The sequence below is a fragment of the Proteus sp. MB838 genome, from assembly GCF_054767435.1.
The window spans coordinates 72,321-89,612 of the sequence record NZ_BAABMO010000012.1; the positions used below are offsets into that span (position 1 = coordinate 72,321).

The 17,292-nt window shown below is 37.9% G+C and carries 14 protein-coding genes and 1 riboswitch; of the genes, 10 read left to right on the forward strand and 4 right to left on the reverse strand.

Annotated elements, in window-relative coordinates; all coding sequences use genetic code 11:
- Window positions 1-159 precede the first annotated feature (159 nt).
- On the forward strand, window positions 160-1,113 hold the full coding sequence (locus ACYUCW_RS07490; RefSeq protein ID WP_004250214.1) for a reverse transcriptase domain-containing protein: 954 nt from the start codon (window positions 160-162) through the stop codon (window positions 1,111-1,113).
- Complete coding sequence (locus tag ACYUCW_RS07495; protein ID WP_004250215.1) at window positions 1,113-2,420, forward strand: AAA family ATPase; 1,308 nt, start codon at window positions 1,113-1,115, stop codon at window positions 2,418-2,420. The genes ACYUCW_RS07490 and ACYUCW_RS07495 overlap by 1 nt, the downstream gene beginning before the upstream one ends.
- Before the next feature lie 60 nt (window positions 2,421-2,480).
- Here the strand turns inward: ACYUCW_RS07495 and ubiK are convergent, their stop codons facing one another.
- Window positions 2,481-2,795, reverse strand: a complete 315-nt coding sequence (gene ubiK, locus ACYUCW_RS07500; protein ID WP_004249470.1) for a ubiquinone biosynthesis accessory factor UbiK — start codon at window positions 2,793-2,795, stop codon at window positions 2,481-2,483.
- 201 nt (window positions 2,796-2,996) lie between these two features.
- A riboswitch (FMN riboswitch) is annotated at window positions 2,997-3,156 on the forward strand.
- A gap of 124 nt (window positions 3,157-3,280) precedes the next feature.
- Here ubiK and ribB point away from each other — a divergent pair.
- Both ribB and ygiD read left to right on the forward strand, forming a co-directional pair.
- Window positions 3,281-3,934 (forward strand): 3,4-dihydroxy-2-butanone-4-phosphate synthase, encoded by a 654-nt coding sequence (ribB, locus tag ACYUCW_RS07505; protein ID WP_004245565.1) that lies wholly within the window; start codon window positions 3,281-3,283, stop codon window positions 3,932-3,934.
- A 171-nt stretch (window positions 3,935-4,105) separates the two neighbouring features.
- Complete coding sequence (gene ygiD, locus ACYUCW_RS07510) at window positions 4,106-4,891, forward strand: 4,5-DOPA-extradiol-dioxygenase (RefSeq protein ID WP_004249471.1); 786 nt, start codon at window positions 4,106-4,108, stop codon at window positions 4,889-4,891.
- Window positions 4,892-5,030: 139 nt separating this feature from the next.
- Here the strand turns inward: ygiD and ACYUCW_RS07515 are convergent, their stop codons facing one another.
- The 3 genes from ACYUCW_RS07515 to tolC form a co-directional block, all read right to left on the reverse strand.
- Complete coding sequence (locus ACYUCW_RS07515; RefSeq protein ID WP_020946201.1) at window positions 5,031-6,194, reverse strand: glutathionylspermidine synthase family protein; 1,164 nt, start codon at window positions 6,192-6,194, stop codon at window positions 5,031-5,033.
- 7 nt (window positions 6,195-6,201) lie between these two features.
- On the reverse strand, window positions 6,202-6,930 hold the full coding sequence (locus ACYUCW_RS07520) for a DUF1190 family protein (RefSeq protein ID WP_004249472.1): 729 nt from the start codon (window positions 6,928-6,930) through the stop codon (window positions 6,202-6,204).
- A 330-nt stretch (window positions 6,931-7,260) separates the two neighbouring features.
- On the reverse strand, window positions 7,261-8,658 hold the full coding sequence (gene tolC, locus ACYUCW_RS07525; RefSeq protein WP_004245559.1) for an outer membrane channel protein TolC: 1,398 nt from the start codon (window positions 8,656-8,658) through the stop codon (window positions 7,261-7,263).
- Window positions 8,659-8,871: 213 nt separating this feature from the next.
- Between tolC and nudF the strand changes: the two genes are divergently transcribed.
- From nudF to ACYUCW_RS07555, 6 genes are all read left to right on the forward strand, one after another.
- Window positions 8,872-9,501, forward strand: a complete 630-nt coding sequence (gene nudF / locus ACYUCW_RS07530; protein ID WP_004245558.1) for an ADP-ribose diphosphatase — start codon at window positions 8,872-8,874, stop codon at window positions 9,499-9,501.
- Between the two features lie 231 nt (window positions 9,502-9,732).
- Window positions 9,733-10,572: a 3',5'-cyclic-AMP phosphodiesterase gene (cpdA, locus tag ACYUCW_RS07535; protein WP_004249476.1), complete on the forward strand. Its 840-nt coding sequence runs from the start codon at window positions 9,733-9,735 to the stop codon at window positions 10,570-10,572.
- Window positions 10,573-10,575: 3 nt separating this feature from the next.
- Complete coding sequence (gene yqiA / locus ACYUCW_RS07540; RefSeq protein WP_004245556.1) at window positions 10,576-11,166, forward strand: esterase YqiA; 591 nt, start codon at window positions 10,576-10,578, stop codon at window positions 11,164-11,166.
- A gap of 107 nt (window positions 11,167-11,273) precedes the next feature.
- Window positions 11,274-13,169 (forward strand): DNA topoisomerase IV subunit B, encoded by a 1,896-nt coding sequence (gene parE, locus ACYUCW_RS07545; RefSeq protein ID WP_004245554.1) that lies wholly within the window; start codon window positions 11,274-11,276, stop codon window positions 13,167-13,169.
- Between the two features lie 33 nt (window positions 13,170-13,202).
- On the forward strand, window positions 13,203-16,160 hold the full coding sequence (parC, locus tag ACYUCW_RS07550) for a DNA topoisomerase IV subunit A (protein ID WP_004249477.1): 2,958 nt from the start codon (window positions 13,203-13,205) through the stop codon (window positions 16,158-16,160).
- Window positions 16,161-16,224: 64 nt separating this feature from the next.
- On the forward strand, window positions 16,225-16,974 hold the full coding sequence (locus ACYUCW_RS07555; protein WP_004249478.1) for a 1-acylglycerol-3-phosphate O-acyltransferase: 750 nt from the start codon (window positions 16,225-16,227) through the stop codon (window positions 16,972-16,974).
- Window positions 16,975-17,292: the final 318 nt, after the last annotated feature.

Consider the following 17,292-nt stretch of genomic DNA (forward strand, 5'->3'; position numbering starts at 1 on the left):
ATGTACTTGCCGTTTATGTTGGAAATGGCTATAATATAACCATACTCCTGACTAGCGAGTTATCTCCAGTCATAAAGGGAGTCCCTAAAGGCAGTATAAATATATTAGAAAGGGTGAAGAGAGATTCTTCACCCTTTCTAATATATAGGGGGAAAGAATATGAAATTAGAGGAAGTCTTTAATTTTTATTTTAATGGAAAAGAGAGTTTCGAACAATTTTATACATTATCTTTAAATGATCATATTAAAGAATTTAATTTTAATAATAAAAAATGTTATTCAATCAGTGATGAATTAAAAACAATTCAACTATTTTTATCTAAATTTATTTTTGAAAATATAGAGTTTAGAAAAGATTTAGTTTACTCTTATCGAAAAGGAGTTAATGTAGTAGATTGTATTTCTCCTCATAGGTTTAATAATTATATATATAAAACAGATATTGAAAATTTTTTTCCATCTATAGGCTATGACTTAATAAAAAATAAAATAATAGAAAAAGTAAAAGATATTTCTTTTTTAGATACAAATGATGTAATGGTTCATTTATCTAGAATATTAGAGTTAGTTACTATAGATAAAAAACTACCTATAGGTTTTTCGTCATCACCAGCTATAAGTAATTTTGTTATGTATGATATTGATTGTAAAATAGATTGTTTTGCTAAAAATAACGATTTAATATATACAAGATATGCGGATGATATTATTTTATCAGGTAAAAATAATTTAGATAAGAATTCAATTAACCAAGAGATTAATAATATATTGAATTATAATCAGGATAATGTATTTCATTTAAATGATAAAAAAACAAAAATAATAACAAAAAAATTTGAAAGGAATATATTAGGTATAAGCATTTCTCCTGTAGGAACTCTTTCGATAAGTCGTCAGTTAAAAAAAGAGATAGAAGTTAAAATATTTTTTCTTATTAATAATAAAGATAAATTTGTCAAGTTTTCAGAAATGGATGAAATGAGTGCAATATTTTCTTTAGCTGGAAAATTATCTTATGCATTAGGTGTTGATCCAGTTTATATAAATAAGCTAAGACGTAAATATGGTAATTCAATAATTAATAAATTAATTAAAAATAAAGGTGATTTGTGATGTTTATATCACTAAACATTAAATCATTACAACACATTAATAATGTTTTATTAGATTTCGATTTTTCCAATAGGAATTTAATTTGTATAACTGGCCGGAATGGAATAGGGAAAACATCTATAGTAAAATCATTATGCTTATTAAAAGATATAAGTGTCTTAAATAAGACATCTTCAATTTTCAGTATAAATAAAGAAACTAATATAACAATATCTATAAATAAAAACAATTATCATTATTATTGTAATAACGGAGAAATTGATTCAAAAGATATTATTGATGAAAGTTTTTTAAATGTTGAACTCCCTATTCCTTATGGAAAACGTTTCTCTAATTTTCCTGTTTTAGGTAATATTGATAAAGAATTAAGAGAGAGTTATATTAAGGGAGAGTTTAATAAAAATATAGAAATAATTTATTTTTTGAGCCAAATCTATATAGGAGAGAGATTCTCATCACTCAAAGAGGTAATTATAAGAGGTAATAAGTATTATTTTCTTCCTCTTGATGGATATAGATATATTAGAGAGGATTATTTTAGCTCTGGAGAGTACTTTGTAATAAATTTATATAAGACAGTAACTTCTGATTGTAAATTAATTGTTGTAGATGAAATTGATATTTCTCTTGATGCCTCTGCTCAAGTTAGATTAATACAAGCCCTCAATAATTTGTGTGATAAATATAAGAAAAAAATAATATTTACAACACATTCTCTTCCTATTATGAGAGTGTTATATCAACAGGTTGGTGAGTCTATATTTTATTTAGAGAATATTAATTCCAGGCTAATTATGAGAGAAGTCTCATATAGTTATATTGTGGGTGAGCTTTTTGGTTTTAAAGATTATGATAAATATATTCTAACAGAAGATATAATGTTGGAAATTTATTTAAAAAGATTAATTTCTAAAATTGATACAAATAAATCAGTAAAGATTATTTATATAGGTGGTGCTTCAAATGTTATAGATTTTATGAGAAGAAATAAGCGGGAAAACTTTATTTGTGAAAGTAAACATATGATTTCTTTTTTAGATGGTGACTCTCGAGGTAAAGTATCTGGAGATAATATCTTATATAGTCCATTTTTAGATATAGAAGATGAGTTTTTTAGAAAATATACTGAAGAAAATAATAGATTTAATTTACCTTCAATCGGGGTTGATAATTGTAAAAGTAAATATTACTGTAAAACAGTAATTAAAGATATTGGTTACGAAGCTTTTTTTAATATCCTCGATATTGATTTTGAAGATAAAATAGAACAAACAATAGCCGAACTAAGAGAATTTATTAACAAATGAAAGTTATTTTTGAGAAAACACCCTGTCCGAATGTGGCACAGGGTGTTATTACACTATCAACTAAGCTTTACTGTCATTCCCAGTTTCAACAATAACATCAACTTCTTCAATCTGTGCAACTTCCGCTGGCGCTTGTTGTCCTGCTTCCAACTCATTTAAACGTTGCTCTAAACGAGCCAATTTTTCGCGAGTACGTAACAGCACTTGTGTTTGCACATCAAATTCTTCGCGATTAACCAAATCTAATTTGTTTAATTGAGATTGAAGTATTGCACGGATTTTCTTATCAATATCATCACCTAAATCTTTGATACCTTGTGGTAGTACATTTTGGATTTGGCGAGCGACTTGTTCAATTTTTTTTGGGTCCAGCATGGATAGTCCTCACAATAAAATAGAAAGCTATGCTAAGTGTAATATGAGGGCTGTGGGAATAAAACCTGATATCGATATTATTGTTATATTTTTATGATAAATCGTTAAATTCTTTGCCTATCAATAACAGATTAGTGTGATTTGACAAGGGTTATTGTGGATTGGGATTGCCTCTTATTATTTTAAAGCGTATAGTTTCCCTGTTTATCTCAGGGCGGGGTGAAAGTCCCCACCGGCGGTAGATACCTGAATAATCAGGTAAAGCCCGCGAGCGCTTTGTATTACCAATGTGATGCAAAGGTCAGCAGATCCAGTGTAATTCTGGAGCCGACAGTTAAAGTCTGGATGGGAGAGAATAAAATAGCATCAGTGGGATCCTTGTATCCATTCCTGTTGTTTCTGCTTGTCTATTTATACAGCAGAGATCCACTCCTAAGACTGCCCTGGTTCTGGTAACTTTCATTAATTATTGAGGTTTTTTTACCATGAATCAGACGCTACTTTCCGAATTTGGCTCTCCATTAGAGCGTGTTGAGCGTGCGCTTGAAGCCCTTCGTGCCGGTAAAGGTGTGATGGTGCTTGATGATGAGAACCGTGAAAATGAAGGCGATATGGTATTTGTCGCAGAAACCATGACCACAGAACAAATGGCGATGTCTATTCGTCATGGCAGTGGTATTGTGTGTGTCTGTATTACCGAAGAGCGCCGTCAACAACTCGATTTACCTATGATGGTAGAAAATAACACCAGTCATTTTCATACCGCATTTACGGTAACTATTGAAGCGGCCCAAGGGGTGACTACGGGAGTTTCAGCAGCAGACCGTTTAACGACAGTACGTGCAGCTGCTGCTGATAATGCAAAACCAAGTGATTTAAATCGTCCAGGTCACGTATTCCCATTACGAGCGCAACCTGGTGGTGTATTAACACGTGGTGGACATACTGAAGCTTCTATTGATTTAGCAACGTTAGCGGGTTTTAAACCTGTTGCCGTGTTATGTGAATTAACCAATGACGATGGCACCATGGCCAGAGCGCCAGAAGTTGTCACTTTTGCTAAACAGCATGATATGCCAGTGTTAACGATTGAAGATTTAGTGGCTTATCGTCTTCGCGAGGAGAAGAAAGCGGGCTGAAATTAACAAGTTAAAACGACACTGAAAACACACACACTTATTCAAGCCACTTAAGTTTCCCTAAGTGGCTTTTTCATATTTTTTGAATAACTATTTCACACTTCTTTGACTATATTTCAAGTAAGAAGGCAGTATGCTAAATGCCATAGATAGCAAGAATAAGAGGTGATTATGGACAGAAAATTGATGCCAGCGCTATTTGTTGGACATGGCAGTCCAATGAATGTATTGGAAGATAATAAATATACTCGCCTCTGGACGACGTTAGGAGAGACACTGCCTAAGCCTAAAGCAATATTAGTCATCTCAGCGCATTGGTATACGCAAGGGACTTATATTACAGCGATGACTCATCCTAAAACAATTCATGATTTTTATGGATTTCCACCAGAGTTATACCAAATAGAATATCCTGCAAAAGGCTCCATTGGTCTCGTTGCATTAATTGAAGATCTGATTGATCCGATGAAATTAAAACTGGATATGGAGCAATGGGGATTTGATCACGGTAGTTGGGGAATATTAGAGAAGATGTACCCTAATGCTAATATTCCTGTTGTTCAGTTAAGTATTGATGCTAACCAATCGCCACAGTGGCACTATGAGTTTGGAAAAAAACTGGTTGAACTACGTAGAGAAGGTGTATTAGTGATTGGCAGTGGTAATATCGTTCATAATTTAAGAATGATGGATTGGCAAAATGACCAAGCAGAGCCTTACTCTTGGGCATTATCTTTTAGTGAAACAGTAGAGCGCTGTTTACAAAGTGATAAAGTGCCTGAAGCGCTTTTTACCATTTTATCAACGCAAGAAGGGCAACTCGCACACCCAACAGCAGAACATTTTTTACCTGCATTATATCTACTCGGTTTAAAACAGCCGGATGAAAAAGTAACTTTATTAAATAATGATATTATTAATAAATCACTTAGCATGATGACCTTTCAAATTGGGTAAAATATTCAATAAAACTAATTGATAGAATGTTAAGGCTAAATTTATTTTTTAGGTGTGCCATAAAACCCCGCCCTTTAGTTCAGGGCGGGGAGGGGGTCAATGCTAGACAATAAGTTTTGCTATCACAGCAATTGCGTTATTAATCTAAAATAATATGTGGATAGAAACGAGACAGATCTTGCGTGATAAGCTCTTTATCTTCTCGAATACAAATACCTGCAGATTGATCGTTAACTAGCCAGCTACCAATTAATGTATAGCTATCACCAAATTTTGGCAGTGGATGGAAGTCCTGAACAATAAAGCCTTCTTCACCGTAAGGGCCATCAGCAACAGCGATATCTTTACCATTTTCAACGATACGAATATTCGCCCCTTCTCGTGAAAAGAGCGGTTTGATGACATAGCGTGATAATGAATCTGGCGCTTTACCGTCATAAAAATAAGCCGGTAATAAATTAGGATGATTAGGGAACATTTCCCACAGCATTGGCAGTAACGCTTTGTTGGAAATAATACTTTTCCAAGCTGGCTCTAACCAACGGATCCCTGCATCAGCAAGTTTGGTCGAGAAATCTTCACGGAACATAAACTCCCAAGGATAGAGTTTAAACATATTGCTGATGATCTGGTCTTGTAGATCGGTCAGCTCACCCCGTTCACCTAAACCAATATCTTCAATAAAAACGAAATCGGTAGCGACTTCGGCTTCTTCTGCACAATCTTGTAAATATTGTACTGTACCGCGATCTTCTTGCGTATCTTGGCAACATGACATATGCAGATAACGCATACCATATTGATCACGCAATTGAGCGAATCTGTCGATCAATTTTTCTTGGATACTATTAAATTGATCGGCATTTTGTGGCAAACGACCCGCATTGATTTGATCTTCAAGCCAGATCCACTGGAAAAAAGCAGACTCATACAATGAAGTTGGTGTGTCGGCATTATTTTCGAGTAATTTTGCCGGCCCCTTACCGTCATAAGCTAAATCAAGACGTGAATAAAGCGATGGTTGCGAGGTTTTCCATGACTCACGGACAAAATCCCAGCAATGGCGAGGAATTTGAAAACGAGTCAATAGCTCCTCACTATTAGCCACTTTATCAGCGACTTGTAAGCACATCTGATGAAGCTCTTCCGTGGTTTCTTCTAATGTTTCCACTTCTTCCATTGAAAATTGATAATAAGCATCTTCACACCAGTAAGGCTCGCCATACATGGTATGGAAGTTAAAACCATATTCAGTGGCTTTTTCGCGCCAATCAGGACGTTCAATAATTTGTTCGCGTTTCATGGTTTAATTAACCACCTGCACGATATGAAGAGGAGCCTGTTGAGCTACGGTTGTTATTCGTCGCGCTTGCACGTTGAGCTGCCGCTTGTCGTGAAACGGTATTACCAAAGCCACCACGCGTAATGGTTGATGTTGTAGATGGTTTTGGTGTCATAGCTGTTTTAGGGACGTTCATTTGACGACCACCAACAGCTGGACCATAGTTACGACCCGTTGCATCAACAAACTTACCATTAGCTGGGCTACTTGGATTACGTGAGCTAAATAAAGGCTGTGCTGGTGCGCCACCTCCCATTAAACGCCCCATCATATAACCTGCCATCAGTGGCATAAAGAAGCTACCACCAGAGTTAGCTTGTGCCATTTGTGAACTATCAGGGTTGAGGTTATTGGCGTTTTCGGTGTTAACGGGGTTACCATCAATTGAGGCAGTTTGTGTACATTGCGCATCACCAAATTCAGCAACACAATCTTCCATTGTTGCGTATTTAGGTGCAGTACGTTGCGCTTCTTGTAATGCCGTGCGGTAAGAATCTTCACATTGTGCTGCTTGTGATGGATTCGCTTGCGCACATTCTTGTGCATTCATATACAGTGAAACCGTCTCATCACTCTCTTCACACCCTGAAAGGGCGAATACCGCGGTGATGGCGATGGCAACAGGCGCCAGACGATAAGGGCGAAATGCTTTACGAAAAGCATCGCGATTAATCGATTTGGTACGTTTCATTGTCATATTGGTAAGATCCATAAAAAGTAAAACGTTCAAAATAAAAGCTAGGATAGGTTAAATAGGTTAGAAAATAAATAAGAAACACCTAATCATCAGCGATTAGCAGAAATTTGTGATCTTCATAGGGATAATGGCAATGAAATCAGCTAAATCCTCTATTTATTAAACAAATAATGATTGGGTTATTTATAAACTTAAGTAATGGGCATTAGGTGAATTTATTTTTAATCTATTTATAACCAAAAATGTTTTTTCTCGCTAGTGTATAAAAAAAAACCGCTTACTCGTATATCACTGTAAGCGGTTTTGATGGTTAACGGTGTCTATTAACGATTAATTTGTCGTATTCAGTACGGGACTTGTTAATGGACGAATAATGTTGTCAGGGGAAGTGGAAATCTCTTCACCCAACGCATTATTTAACTGAATTAAGTCATTTTCGTTTAAGGTACCACGTGCATATTGGATATTTAATTGGTTAATCAAATAGTCGTAACGTGCACTTGATAATTTTTGTTTAGCATCATAAAGCGTTGTAGTTGCATTTAAGACATCAACAATAGTACGAGTACCCACTTGGTAGCCAGCTTCAGTTGCATCTAAAGAGCTTTGCGCGGATACAACCACTTGTTGATAGGCCTTAATGCTACTGATGGAGGCTGAAATATTGTTATAAGAAGAACGTGCAATTTGTACGATAGAACGGTATACCGATTCTAACTGCTCACTGGCACTGGTAAAGCCATATTGAGCTTGTTCTACTTGTGAGCTCGTTCTGCCACCTGTATATAATGGAATGCTTAAAGAGAGTCCGATGCTGCTTTGACCATTATAGCTATTACGGCTGTTAGCAGGTGTTTCTGGTGGTAAAGCACTACCATGATTATGACTGTTTGAGACACCCGTTGAAGCATTTAAATTTACGGTTGGCAAATGACCTGATTGCGCTAAACGAATATTTTCACGTGCTAAATCTTGACCTAAACGAGCACTGAGTAAACTTAAGTTACGCTCTTCTGCGTCTTTTAACAGTTTATCAATGGCGTCTGGTGGAGTGGTGGAAAAACGTGCGATATTAAGTGAAGCCAGATTAATATAATACACACCGCTGACTTGGCGCAGTTTTTCTAATGCGTTATCCAGTTCATTACGTCCAGCTACTTCTTGTGCCAACACGCTGTCGTAGTTTGCACGCGCATTTTGTACGTCAGTAATCGCAACAAGTCCTACATTAAAACGCTGTGTAGTTTGATCTAATTGGCGATACACCTGCTCTTTTTGTGCTTCAATAAATGATAAGGAGTCAATGGCACGCAAAACATTAAAATAAGCTGTTGCGGTATCTAAAATAAGCTGTTGTTGGCTTGTTTGATAGGTAACATCACTCATACCCGCCGTTTTTTCTTGCATGGTCAATTGACGCCATAAAGACATATCAAAAATAGTCTGGGTCAGCGTTAAATTCGCACCAAGAGAGTTAGACTCGGTATTTTTAGCATCACGATAGCCACTTTTATAATCAATAGAAGCGCCTAATCCTAATTGTGGTAATAATGGGCTACGTGCCTCATTGATTTTCTCAAAAGCTTGATTGCGTTCAGCTAATGACTTACGTAATTCTGGGTTACTGTCCTTTGCTTTTTGATAAACTTGTAGCAGATCCTCAGCCTGACTTGCAGTGCTGAATCCTGCCAAACTCATCGTGACTAAAAGAGAGAGCAGTTTTTTCATTTTAATTCCTTGTTGCAACAGTTTCGCTGAGTTGCCTCTGTTAATCTTGTATAGAAACAATTCTAGCAGATTGTTTCCCTAAGTAGGGGTAGCCATTTGTGCCATATCCTTTTATTTTAGGTTAACTTTACAGGATTTGCGGGCAAATATCTTTAAATCTGTATTAAACGTATGCAATAAAAAAAGACTTAAGTATAACCAGAGGAATATTGTATGAACAAAAAGGAAAATACACCATTTTTATATACACGTAATGATGTTGAGCTGATAAGTAAAAAAACACTCTATAAAGGCTTTTTCCGTATGAACGAATATCGTTTCAAACACCGTTTATTTAAGGGAGGATGGAGTGCAGAAGTTAAGCGAGAAGTGTTCGAACGTGGTCATGCGGGTGTTTTATTGGCTTATGATCCTAAACGAGACGAAGTTGTATTAATCGAACAAATTCGTATTCCAGCTTATGAAACAAGTCAAACACCTTGGTTATTAGAAGTGATTGCCGGCATGGTGGAAGAAGGAGAAAGCCCTGAAGAGGTGGTAAGACGGGAAGCCACAGAAGAAGCTGGGATCACAATAGGTCGTTGTAAGCCCATTGTAAGTTACCTTTCAAGCCCCGGAGGAACCAGTGAGCGGATGTATGTCTATGTAGGGGAAGTGGATGCCACAACAGCAACAGGCATACATGGGCTAGCTTGTGAAAATGAAGATATTCGTGTTCATGTCGTCAGCCGAGAGCAGGCTTATCAATGGGTTGAAGAAGGGATAATTGATAATGCTGCTTCTGTCATCGCACTTCAGTGGTTACAACTTCATCATGTCACCTTAAGAAAAGATTGGTTGTGATAATTGCCAAAAGAAACTTTATTCGTCACTATGAAAAGATATGATAAATGACGTAATTATCTTTAAAGTATATGAATATACAATCGATTAAGCTTGAACATAAGAGATAAAAAATGTGACTGGTAGCGAGAATATTTCTCAATAATCTTTTGAAATGTGTATTGGGTGGCAGATCTTTAATACAAAATTACGTTAAAATAACGGCTAGTAAGAGAGAAACAAGGAAACCTTTTGGAAAGCCAGCTTGAATTGTCGGTGGATCAACAACACACCGTTAGAATATTACAAATCACAGATACCCACCTTTTTGCTAATGTGGATGATACCTTGTTGGGAATTAATACCTATCGTAGCTATCATGCGGTATTGGACGCGATTAAACAGCAAGGGTTATCGATTGATTTGATTGTTGCTACTGGGGATTTAGTTCAAGATCAATCCTTTGCAGCTTATCAGCATTTTGCTGATGGGATTGCAAGATTACCTTCACCTTGTGTGTGGTTACCCGGTAATCATGATTATCAACCAGCAATGATTGATGCTTTAAATCAGGCAGGCATTCTGTCGGCAAAACAAGTGTTAATTGGTGAACATTGGCAATTGTTATTATTAGATAGCCAAATTCAAGGTGTTCCCCATGGCGAGTTATCTGACTGTCAGTTAGATTGGCTAACACGCTGTCTAGAAAGCCACAAAGAAAGAGATACTGTGATCTTATTGCATCATCATCCGATGCCTTCTGGCTGTACTTGGTTAGATCAACATAGTTTAAGAAACTCTCACCAGTTAGCTGAGCGTGTTAAAGGTCACCCTCAAATAAAAATGATGCTATGTGGTCATATTCATCAAGAAATGGATGAAATGTGGAATGGTATTCGCTTATTAGCAACACCCTCTACCTGTATTCAGTTTCGCCCGCATTGTACTAATTTTTCTTTAGATACCGTTTCGCCAGGTTGGCGCTATTTGGAGTTATCATTATCTGCACAGGGTAAGAGGAATATTGATACTCAAGTACATCGTCTAGCGGGTAAAGATTTTTGTCCAGATCTTGACGCGGATGGCTATTAAGTCATGTCTCGTATCCTCTATTTACATGGTTTTAATAGCTCGCCTCAATCAGCCAAGGCGCAAGGGTTTAAACAATGGTTATCAGTCACTCATCCTGATATTGAGCTACTTGTACCCCAATTACCCCCTTATCCTCAGCAAGCCGCTCAATTAATTGAAAAATTAGTAAAAGATAATGCCAATGATAAGTTAGGATTAATTGGCTCGTCGCTGGGGGGCTATCTTGCTATTTGGTTATCACAACGTTTTCATTTACCTGCAGTGGTGGTGAATCCTGCGGTTCGCCCGTTTGATTTGCTACAGGATTTTTTAGGCGATAATGAAAATCCTTATACTCATCAAAAGTATAGATTAGCACCTCACCATATGGATGAGTTACTTGCCTTACGTATTCCTACGATAACTTCCCCCGATCTTATTTGGTTGCTTCAACAAACTGGAGATGAAATACTTGATTATCGTCAAGCGGTTTCATATCTTGGCGCTTGTAAGCAAACAGTAGAGCAGGGAGGAAACCATGCTTTTGTTAATTTTGAACGTTTTTTCCCGGAAATTGTTCAGTTTTTGAAAATAACATCGTTTTCGACTCATTAACCTGCAATACTGGGGTTGATGTCTCAATTCAAAAATGAATATCATATTACCGCTAACACCTGTTATTATAAACAGTATTCTCAAACAGTGAACCGCAGATTAAAACAATGACTCAATCAAGTTATAATGCAAAGGATATTGAGGTTCTTAATGGTCTAGAGCCTGTACGTCGGCGTCCTGGTATGTATACCGATACCACTAGACCGAACCATTTGGCACAGGAAGTGATAGATAATAGCGTGGACGAGGCGCTTGCGGGGCATGCAACCAAGGTCGAAGTTATCTTATATGCAGACCAATCTATTGAGGTTATCGACAATGGGCGAGGAATGCCGGTTGATATCCATCCAGAACTGAAAGTCTCTGCTATTGAGCTGATCCTTGCCCATCTTCATGCCGGAGGAAAATTCTCCAATAAAAACTACCAATACTCTGGTGGCTTGCATGGTGTCGGGATCTCAGTGGTTAATGCGTTATCAAAGCGTATTGAAGTCACCGTGCGCCGAGAAGGCAAAATATATCAAATTGCTTTTGAGAACGGTGATAAAGTTGAAGAGCTACATCAAATAGGTACGTGTGCTAAACGAGATACAGGAACCAGTGTTCATTTCTGGCCGGATAGCACTTACTTTGATATTCCTCGTTTCTCATCAAAAAGCTTATCTCATGTATTAAAAGCCAAAGCGGTGTTGTGCCCAGGCGTCAATGTCTCTTTTACCGATAAAGTCAATAATACCCAAGAAACGTGGTGTTACGCTGATGGTTTAACAGACTATTTAAGTGAAGCTGTCGCTGAATTTGTTCGCCTGCCTGAAGAGCCATTTACAGGGAAATTTGAAGGTGATAACGAAGCCGTTGAATGGTCAATGCTTTGGTTGCCGGAAGGAGGCGATTTACTCACAGAAAGTTATGTGAACCTCATTCCAACCGTACAAGGTGGTACACACGTTAATGGTTTGCGCCAAGGTGTATTAGATGCCATGCGCGAGTTTTGTGAATTCCATAATTTATTGCCAAGAGGCATTAAATTAACCGCAGATGATACATGGGAGCGTTGTGCTTATGTGTTATCAGTAAAAATGCAAGATCCTCAATTTGCAGGACAAACCAAAGAGCGTCTATCGTCACGTCAAACCAGTGCCTTTGTTGCTAGTGCAGTAAAAAATGCATTTAGTTTATGGTTAAACCAAAACGTTCAAGTCGGTGAATTACTCGCAGAAATGGCTATTAGCAGTGCGCAACGACGTATGCGTGCGGCTAAAAAAGTGGTAAGAAAAAAACTGACTTCGGGGCCTGCATTGCCGGGTAAATTAGCAGATTGTACTTCGCAAGATTTACGTTATACCGAACTCTTCTTAGTTGAAGGGGACTCTGCGGGTGGCTCTGCTAAACAAGCTCGCGATCGTGAATATCAAGCGATTATGCCTCTACGTGGTAAAATTCTTAATACTTGGGAAGTCTCTTCTGATGAAGTATTAGCGTCACAAGAAGTGCATGATATTTCTGTGGCGATCGGGATGGATCCTGATAGTGATGATTTAAGCCAATTACGTTACGGAAAAATTTGTATCCTTGCGGATGCGGACTCCGATGGTTTACATATCGCCACTTTGCTTTGTGCTTTATTTGTTCGTCATTTCCCGGCATTAGTAAAGCAAGGTCATGTCTATATGGCTATGCCACCTCTTTATCGTATCGACTTAGGTAAAGAAGTGAGTTATGCCCTTGATGAAGCAGAAAAGAACGCTATTTTGCAACGCCTTAGCCGTAAAAAAGGTAAGCCAAATGTGCAACGCTTTAAAGGCTTAGGTGAGATGAATCCACTGCAATTACGTGAGACAACGCTTGATCCTAATACACGTCGTTTAGTGCAATTGGTGATTGATGATGAAAATTATCAAGAAACGTTGGGCATGATGGATATGTTACTTGCCAAAAAACGTTCTGAAGATCGCCGTAACTGGTTGCAAGAAAAAGGCGACGAAGTTGACATCGAAGTGTAATGGAACTCACCAAGCGTCTGAGGAAAATATTGAATGAGTGAACTGACTCATGATGGTGTAGAGCGCCAACCGCTCCACTTATTTACGGAAAATGCCTATCTCAATTACTCAATGTACGTGATTATGGATCGTGCATTGCCTTTTATTGGCGATGGGTTAAAGCCAGTACAGCGTCGTATCGTCTATGCGATGTCTGAATTAGGTTTAAACAGCAGTGCTAAATTTAAAAAATCAGCACGAACAGTGGGGGATGTATTAGGTAAATATCATCCCCACGGTGATAGCGCCTGTTATGAAGCCATGGTATTGATGGCGCAACCCTTCTCTTATCGTTATCCATTAATTGATGGGCAAGGTAACTGGGGGGCTCCGGATGATCCAAAATCTTTTGCAGCTATGCGTTATACCGAGTCTCGCTTATCTAAATATTCACAGATCCTGCTAAGCGAATTGGGACATGGTACTGTTGATTGGATCCCCAATTTTGATGGCACCCTGCAAGAGCCAAAAATGTTGCCTGCTCGTTTACCTAATATTTTATTAAATGGGACAACGGGGATTGCTGTCGGTATGGCAACGGATATTCCGCCACATAATGCGCGGGAAATCGGCCAAGCATTAACCATGCTATTAGATAATCCTGATGCTGGGTTATCTGATGTTATGCAATATGTACAAGGACCTGATTATCCAACAGAAGCGGAAGTGATCACCGCTCCTGAGGATATCAAAAAGATTTATAAAACAGGACGTGGTTCTATTAGAATGCGTGCTGTTTGGCAAAAAGAAGAGGGTTGTGCGGTGATAACAGCTCTCCCTCATCAAGTCTCTGGTGCTAAGGTACTTGAACAAATTGCTGCATTAATGCGAGCGAAAAAATTGCCTTTAGTTGATGATTTACGTGATGAGTCAGATCATGAAAATCCTACTCGATTGGTGATTGTTCCTCGTAGTAATCGCGTCGATTTAGAACAAGTCATGTATTACTTATTTGTAAATACAGACTTAGAGAAAAGTTATCGCGTTAACCTCAATATGATTGGGTTAGATAACCGTCCTGCTGTGAAAGGGCTATTAACCATTTTAAATGAGTGGTTAGTTTATCGTCGTCAAACCGTAACCAATCGTTTAAACCATCGCTTAGAAAAAGTATTACGCCGTTTAGAAATTCTAAAAGGTTTATTAATCGCTTATCTCAATATTGATGAAGTGATTGAGATCATCCGTTATGAAGATGAGCCAAAAGCGGAATTAATGCGTCGTTTTGCATTATCAGATATTCAAGCAGAAGCGATTTTAGAGTTACGTTTACGTCACTTAGCTAAGCTTGAAGAGATAAAACTGCAAGCTGAAAGTGATGAACTGGAAAAAGAGCGCGACAGTATTGAAAAACTGTTAAATTCTCCTCGCCGTCTCAATACGTTATTGAAAAAAGAGATAGAGGCAGACGCTAAAGAGTTTGGTGATGAACGACGTTCTCCTATTCGACCTCAAGAAGAGGCGAAAGTGGTTAATGAACAAGATATGTTGCCATCAGAGCCTGTGACTATTGTGCTTTCTGAAATGGGATGGGTGCGTAGTGCGAAAGGGCACGAAATTGATCCTAGTACCATGAGTTATCGTGCCGGAGACAGTTATCATAGTGCGGTACGGGGTATGAGCAACCAGCCAGTATTGTTCCTTGATTCAACGGGTAGAAGCTATAGTTTAAGTCCCAATGACATGCCATCAGGCCGTAGCCAAGGTGAGCCTTTAACCGGTAAATTGACCTTCCCACCTGACGCCAGCGTAAAATATATGTTAGCGGGAGCCGCTAAACAGGAGTATTTACTGGCAACGAAAGAGGGTTATGGCTCCGTACTCAGTTATGAAGAGATGGAGACAAAAAATAAAACCGGTAAAGGGTTGTTAACGGTTTCAGATGAAACAGAATTGCTAGCGCCTTTCTTAGTCGATGCAGAAAAGAAAAACAATCAACATTGGTTAGTTATTATCACCGATAAAACACGTATTCTGGCGATATCTGCAGAACATCTAAATGAGATGAATAAGAAAGGTCGAGGCACTCGCTTAGTTGCATTAGGCAAAGAGCAAAGTGATGTTATCGAACAAATCGTGTTAATAGCAAAAAATGAAGCCCTCACATTTACTGTTGATGGTCAACAACAAACATTAAAAGCAGAAGAGATTAGCTATTTTAGTGGTGATGTTGGCGATGAGCCTATCCCATTAAAACATCTTCACCCTGAAGCGGTTACCGTGATCATGTCCGAAAAAGGGCTTATCCGTTGCCAAAAAGGCCATAACATTGATGCGAAATCAGTGGGCTTTAAAACAGGGGATGATTATTTTGATGCAGTTGAAGGGATGAGCAATCAAGCGGTACATCTGATTGATACCACGGGTCAAAGTTATACTGTTGATGTTGATGCATTACCATCAGGCCGTAGTAAAGGTGATGATTTAACTGGACGATTAAAAGTCCAAAAAGGGGCTCAATTACGTCATGTAGTGATGGGGGAAAGTAGCGATAAGATCTTAATGGCATCCGACGCTGGTTATGGGTTTATCTGTAGTATTGATGATTTAACCTCTAAAAATAGAGCTGGTAAATCATTATTAACATTACCTGAAAATGCATTACCATTACCACCTCAACGCTTAAATGATGAATTGAGTGATTTGATCATGATCATTACTCAGGGTGGGCGAATGCTGATTTTTGAAGCCTCTGAGTTGCCAACTATGGTAAAAGGAAAAGGTAACCAAATGGTTTCTATTCCTGCTTCACAGGCTGCAAGTGGTGAAGATAAAGTCGCTTGGTTGCGGGTATTACCAGAAAATGCCAGTGTTACATTGCATTTTGGTAAACGTAAACTCACGATGTCGATGAATGAATTACAGACATTTAAAGCCAAACGTGGTCGTCGTGGAACCTCGCTCCCTCGTGGTGCACAAAGTATCGATCATATAGATATCGAAACTGATTAATTTTAACTTTCAATGTAGATTAGTGGGTCATATGACCCACTTATTATTAGGACGCTAAAAGCTTATGCTAGCCATTATTCGAGGCATTATTGTCATTCTGTACACCATTATTGTGGTGACTTTTGGGATGATCTATTGCATGTTTTCTCCCAGAAATCCGAAACACGTAATGACTTATGGACGTTTATTCGGCAAATTATCACATATCTTTGGGATCAAATTAGTTGAGCGTTTTCCTAAAGAAGCTAAAAGTTATGGACCCAGTATCTATATTGGTAACCATCAAAATAACTTTGATATGGTGACAATGTCGAATGCGGTACAACCTAATACCGTGACGGTGGGCAAAAAAAGCTTGGTGTTTATTCCTTTCTTTGGACAGCTTTATTGGATCACTGGCAATATTTTGATTGATAGAGGTAATCGCTCTAAAGCCCATAGCACCATCACTCAGGTTGCAGAGCAAATCAAAGCGAAAAAAATCTCTGTATGGATGTTTCCTGAAGGAACTCGTAGCCGAGGACGTGGTTTATTACCTTTTAAAACAGGGGCTTTTCACGCGGCGATGCAAGCGGGGGTGCCTATTGTGCCTGTTTGTGTCTCTACCACACAAGGTAAGATAAAATTAAATCGCTGGAATAATGGCTACGTGATTGTTGAAATGTTGCCTCCCATTGATGTATCAAAATATAACAAAGATCAGGTGAGAGAATTAGCTGAAGATTGTCGTCAGATCATGAAGGCTAAAATTGAAGAGCTTGATAAAGAAGTGGAAGAAATGAATAAACGCGATTTTGCAGGTAAGTTAAATTAACGGTCTGTAATTTATTTAATTGTTTATCATACCTAATGCCAAATCGATTAGATTTGGCATTTTTATAACATCATGATTTTAATGGTTTAATTATATACTTTATAATGGCTAACAATAAACGTTATAGGTTGATTGATCGTTTGAATATATCCCGATTTTCGGACGGATATTGTCTTTAATAAATTAAAATGCACTAAGTTATCAACTATTTTTAGGATTTATGTCATATCCGCGTTATTATGCTGTCATAATTTGATTTAAGTCTTTTGTCTTTAAATATCACAGCAGCTTTTTTCCTATCAGTTGATCCTCACTCGT

Bases quoted from the DNA above. Each gene is read 5' to 3' on its own strand.
- yqiA (WP_004245556.1), top strand. From the start codon at position 10,576: ATGTCTCGTATCCTCTATTTACATGGTTTTAATAGCTCGCCTCAATCA.
- ACYUCW_RS07490 (WP_004250214.1), top strand. From the start codon at position 160: ATGAAATTAGAGGAAGTCTTTAATTTTTATTTTAATGGAAAAGAGAGT.
- tolC (WP_004245559.1), bottom strand. From the start codon at position 8,658: ATGAAAAAACTGCTCTCTCTTTTAGTCACGATGAGTTTGGCAGGATTC.
- ACYUCW_RS07555 (WP_004249478.1), top strand. From the start codon at position 16,225: ATGCTAGCCATTATTCGAGGCATTATTGTCATTCTGTACACCATTATT.
- parC (WP_004249477.1), top strand. From the start codon at position 13,203: ATGAGTGAACTGACTCATGATGGTGTAGAGCGCCAACCGCTCCACTTA.
- nudF (WP_004245558.1), top strand. From the start codon at position 8,872: ATGAACAAAAAGGAAAATACACCATTTTTATATACACGTAATGATGTT.
- ACYUCW_RS07520 (WP_004249472.1), bottom strand. From the start codon at position 6,930: ATGACAATGAAACGTACCAAATCGATTAATCGCGATGCTTTTCGTAAA.
- ACYUCW_RS07515 (WP_020946201.1), bottom strand. From the start codon at position 6,194: ATGAAACGCGAACAAATTATTGAACGTCCTGATTGGCGCGAAAAAGCC.
- parE (WP_004245554.1), top strand. From the start codon at position 11,274: ATGACTCAATCAAGTTATAATGCAAAGGATATTGAGGTTCTTAATGGT.
- ACYUCW_RS07495 (WP_004250215.1), top strand. From the start codon at position 1,113: ATGTTTATATCACTAAACATTAAATCATTACAACACATTAATAATGTT.
- ubiK (WP_004249470.1), bottom strand. From the start codon at position 2,795: ATGCTGGACCCAAAAAAAATTGAACAAGTCGCTCGCCAAATCCAAAAT.
- ygiD (WP_004249471.1), top strand. From the start codon at position 4,106: ATGGACAGAAAATTGATGCCAGCGCTATTTGTTGGACATGGCAGTCCA.
- ribB (WP_004245565.1), top strand. From the start codon at position 3,281: ATGAATCAGACGCTACTTTCCGAATTTGGCTCTCCATTAGAGCGTGTT.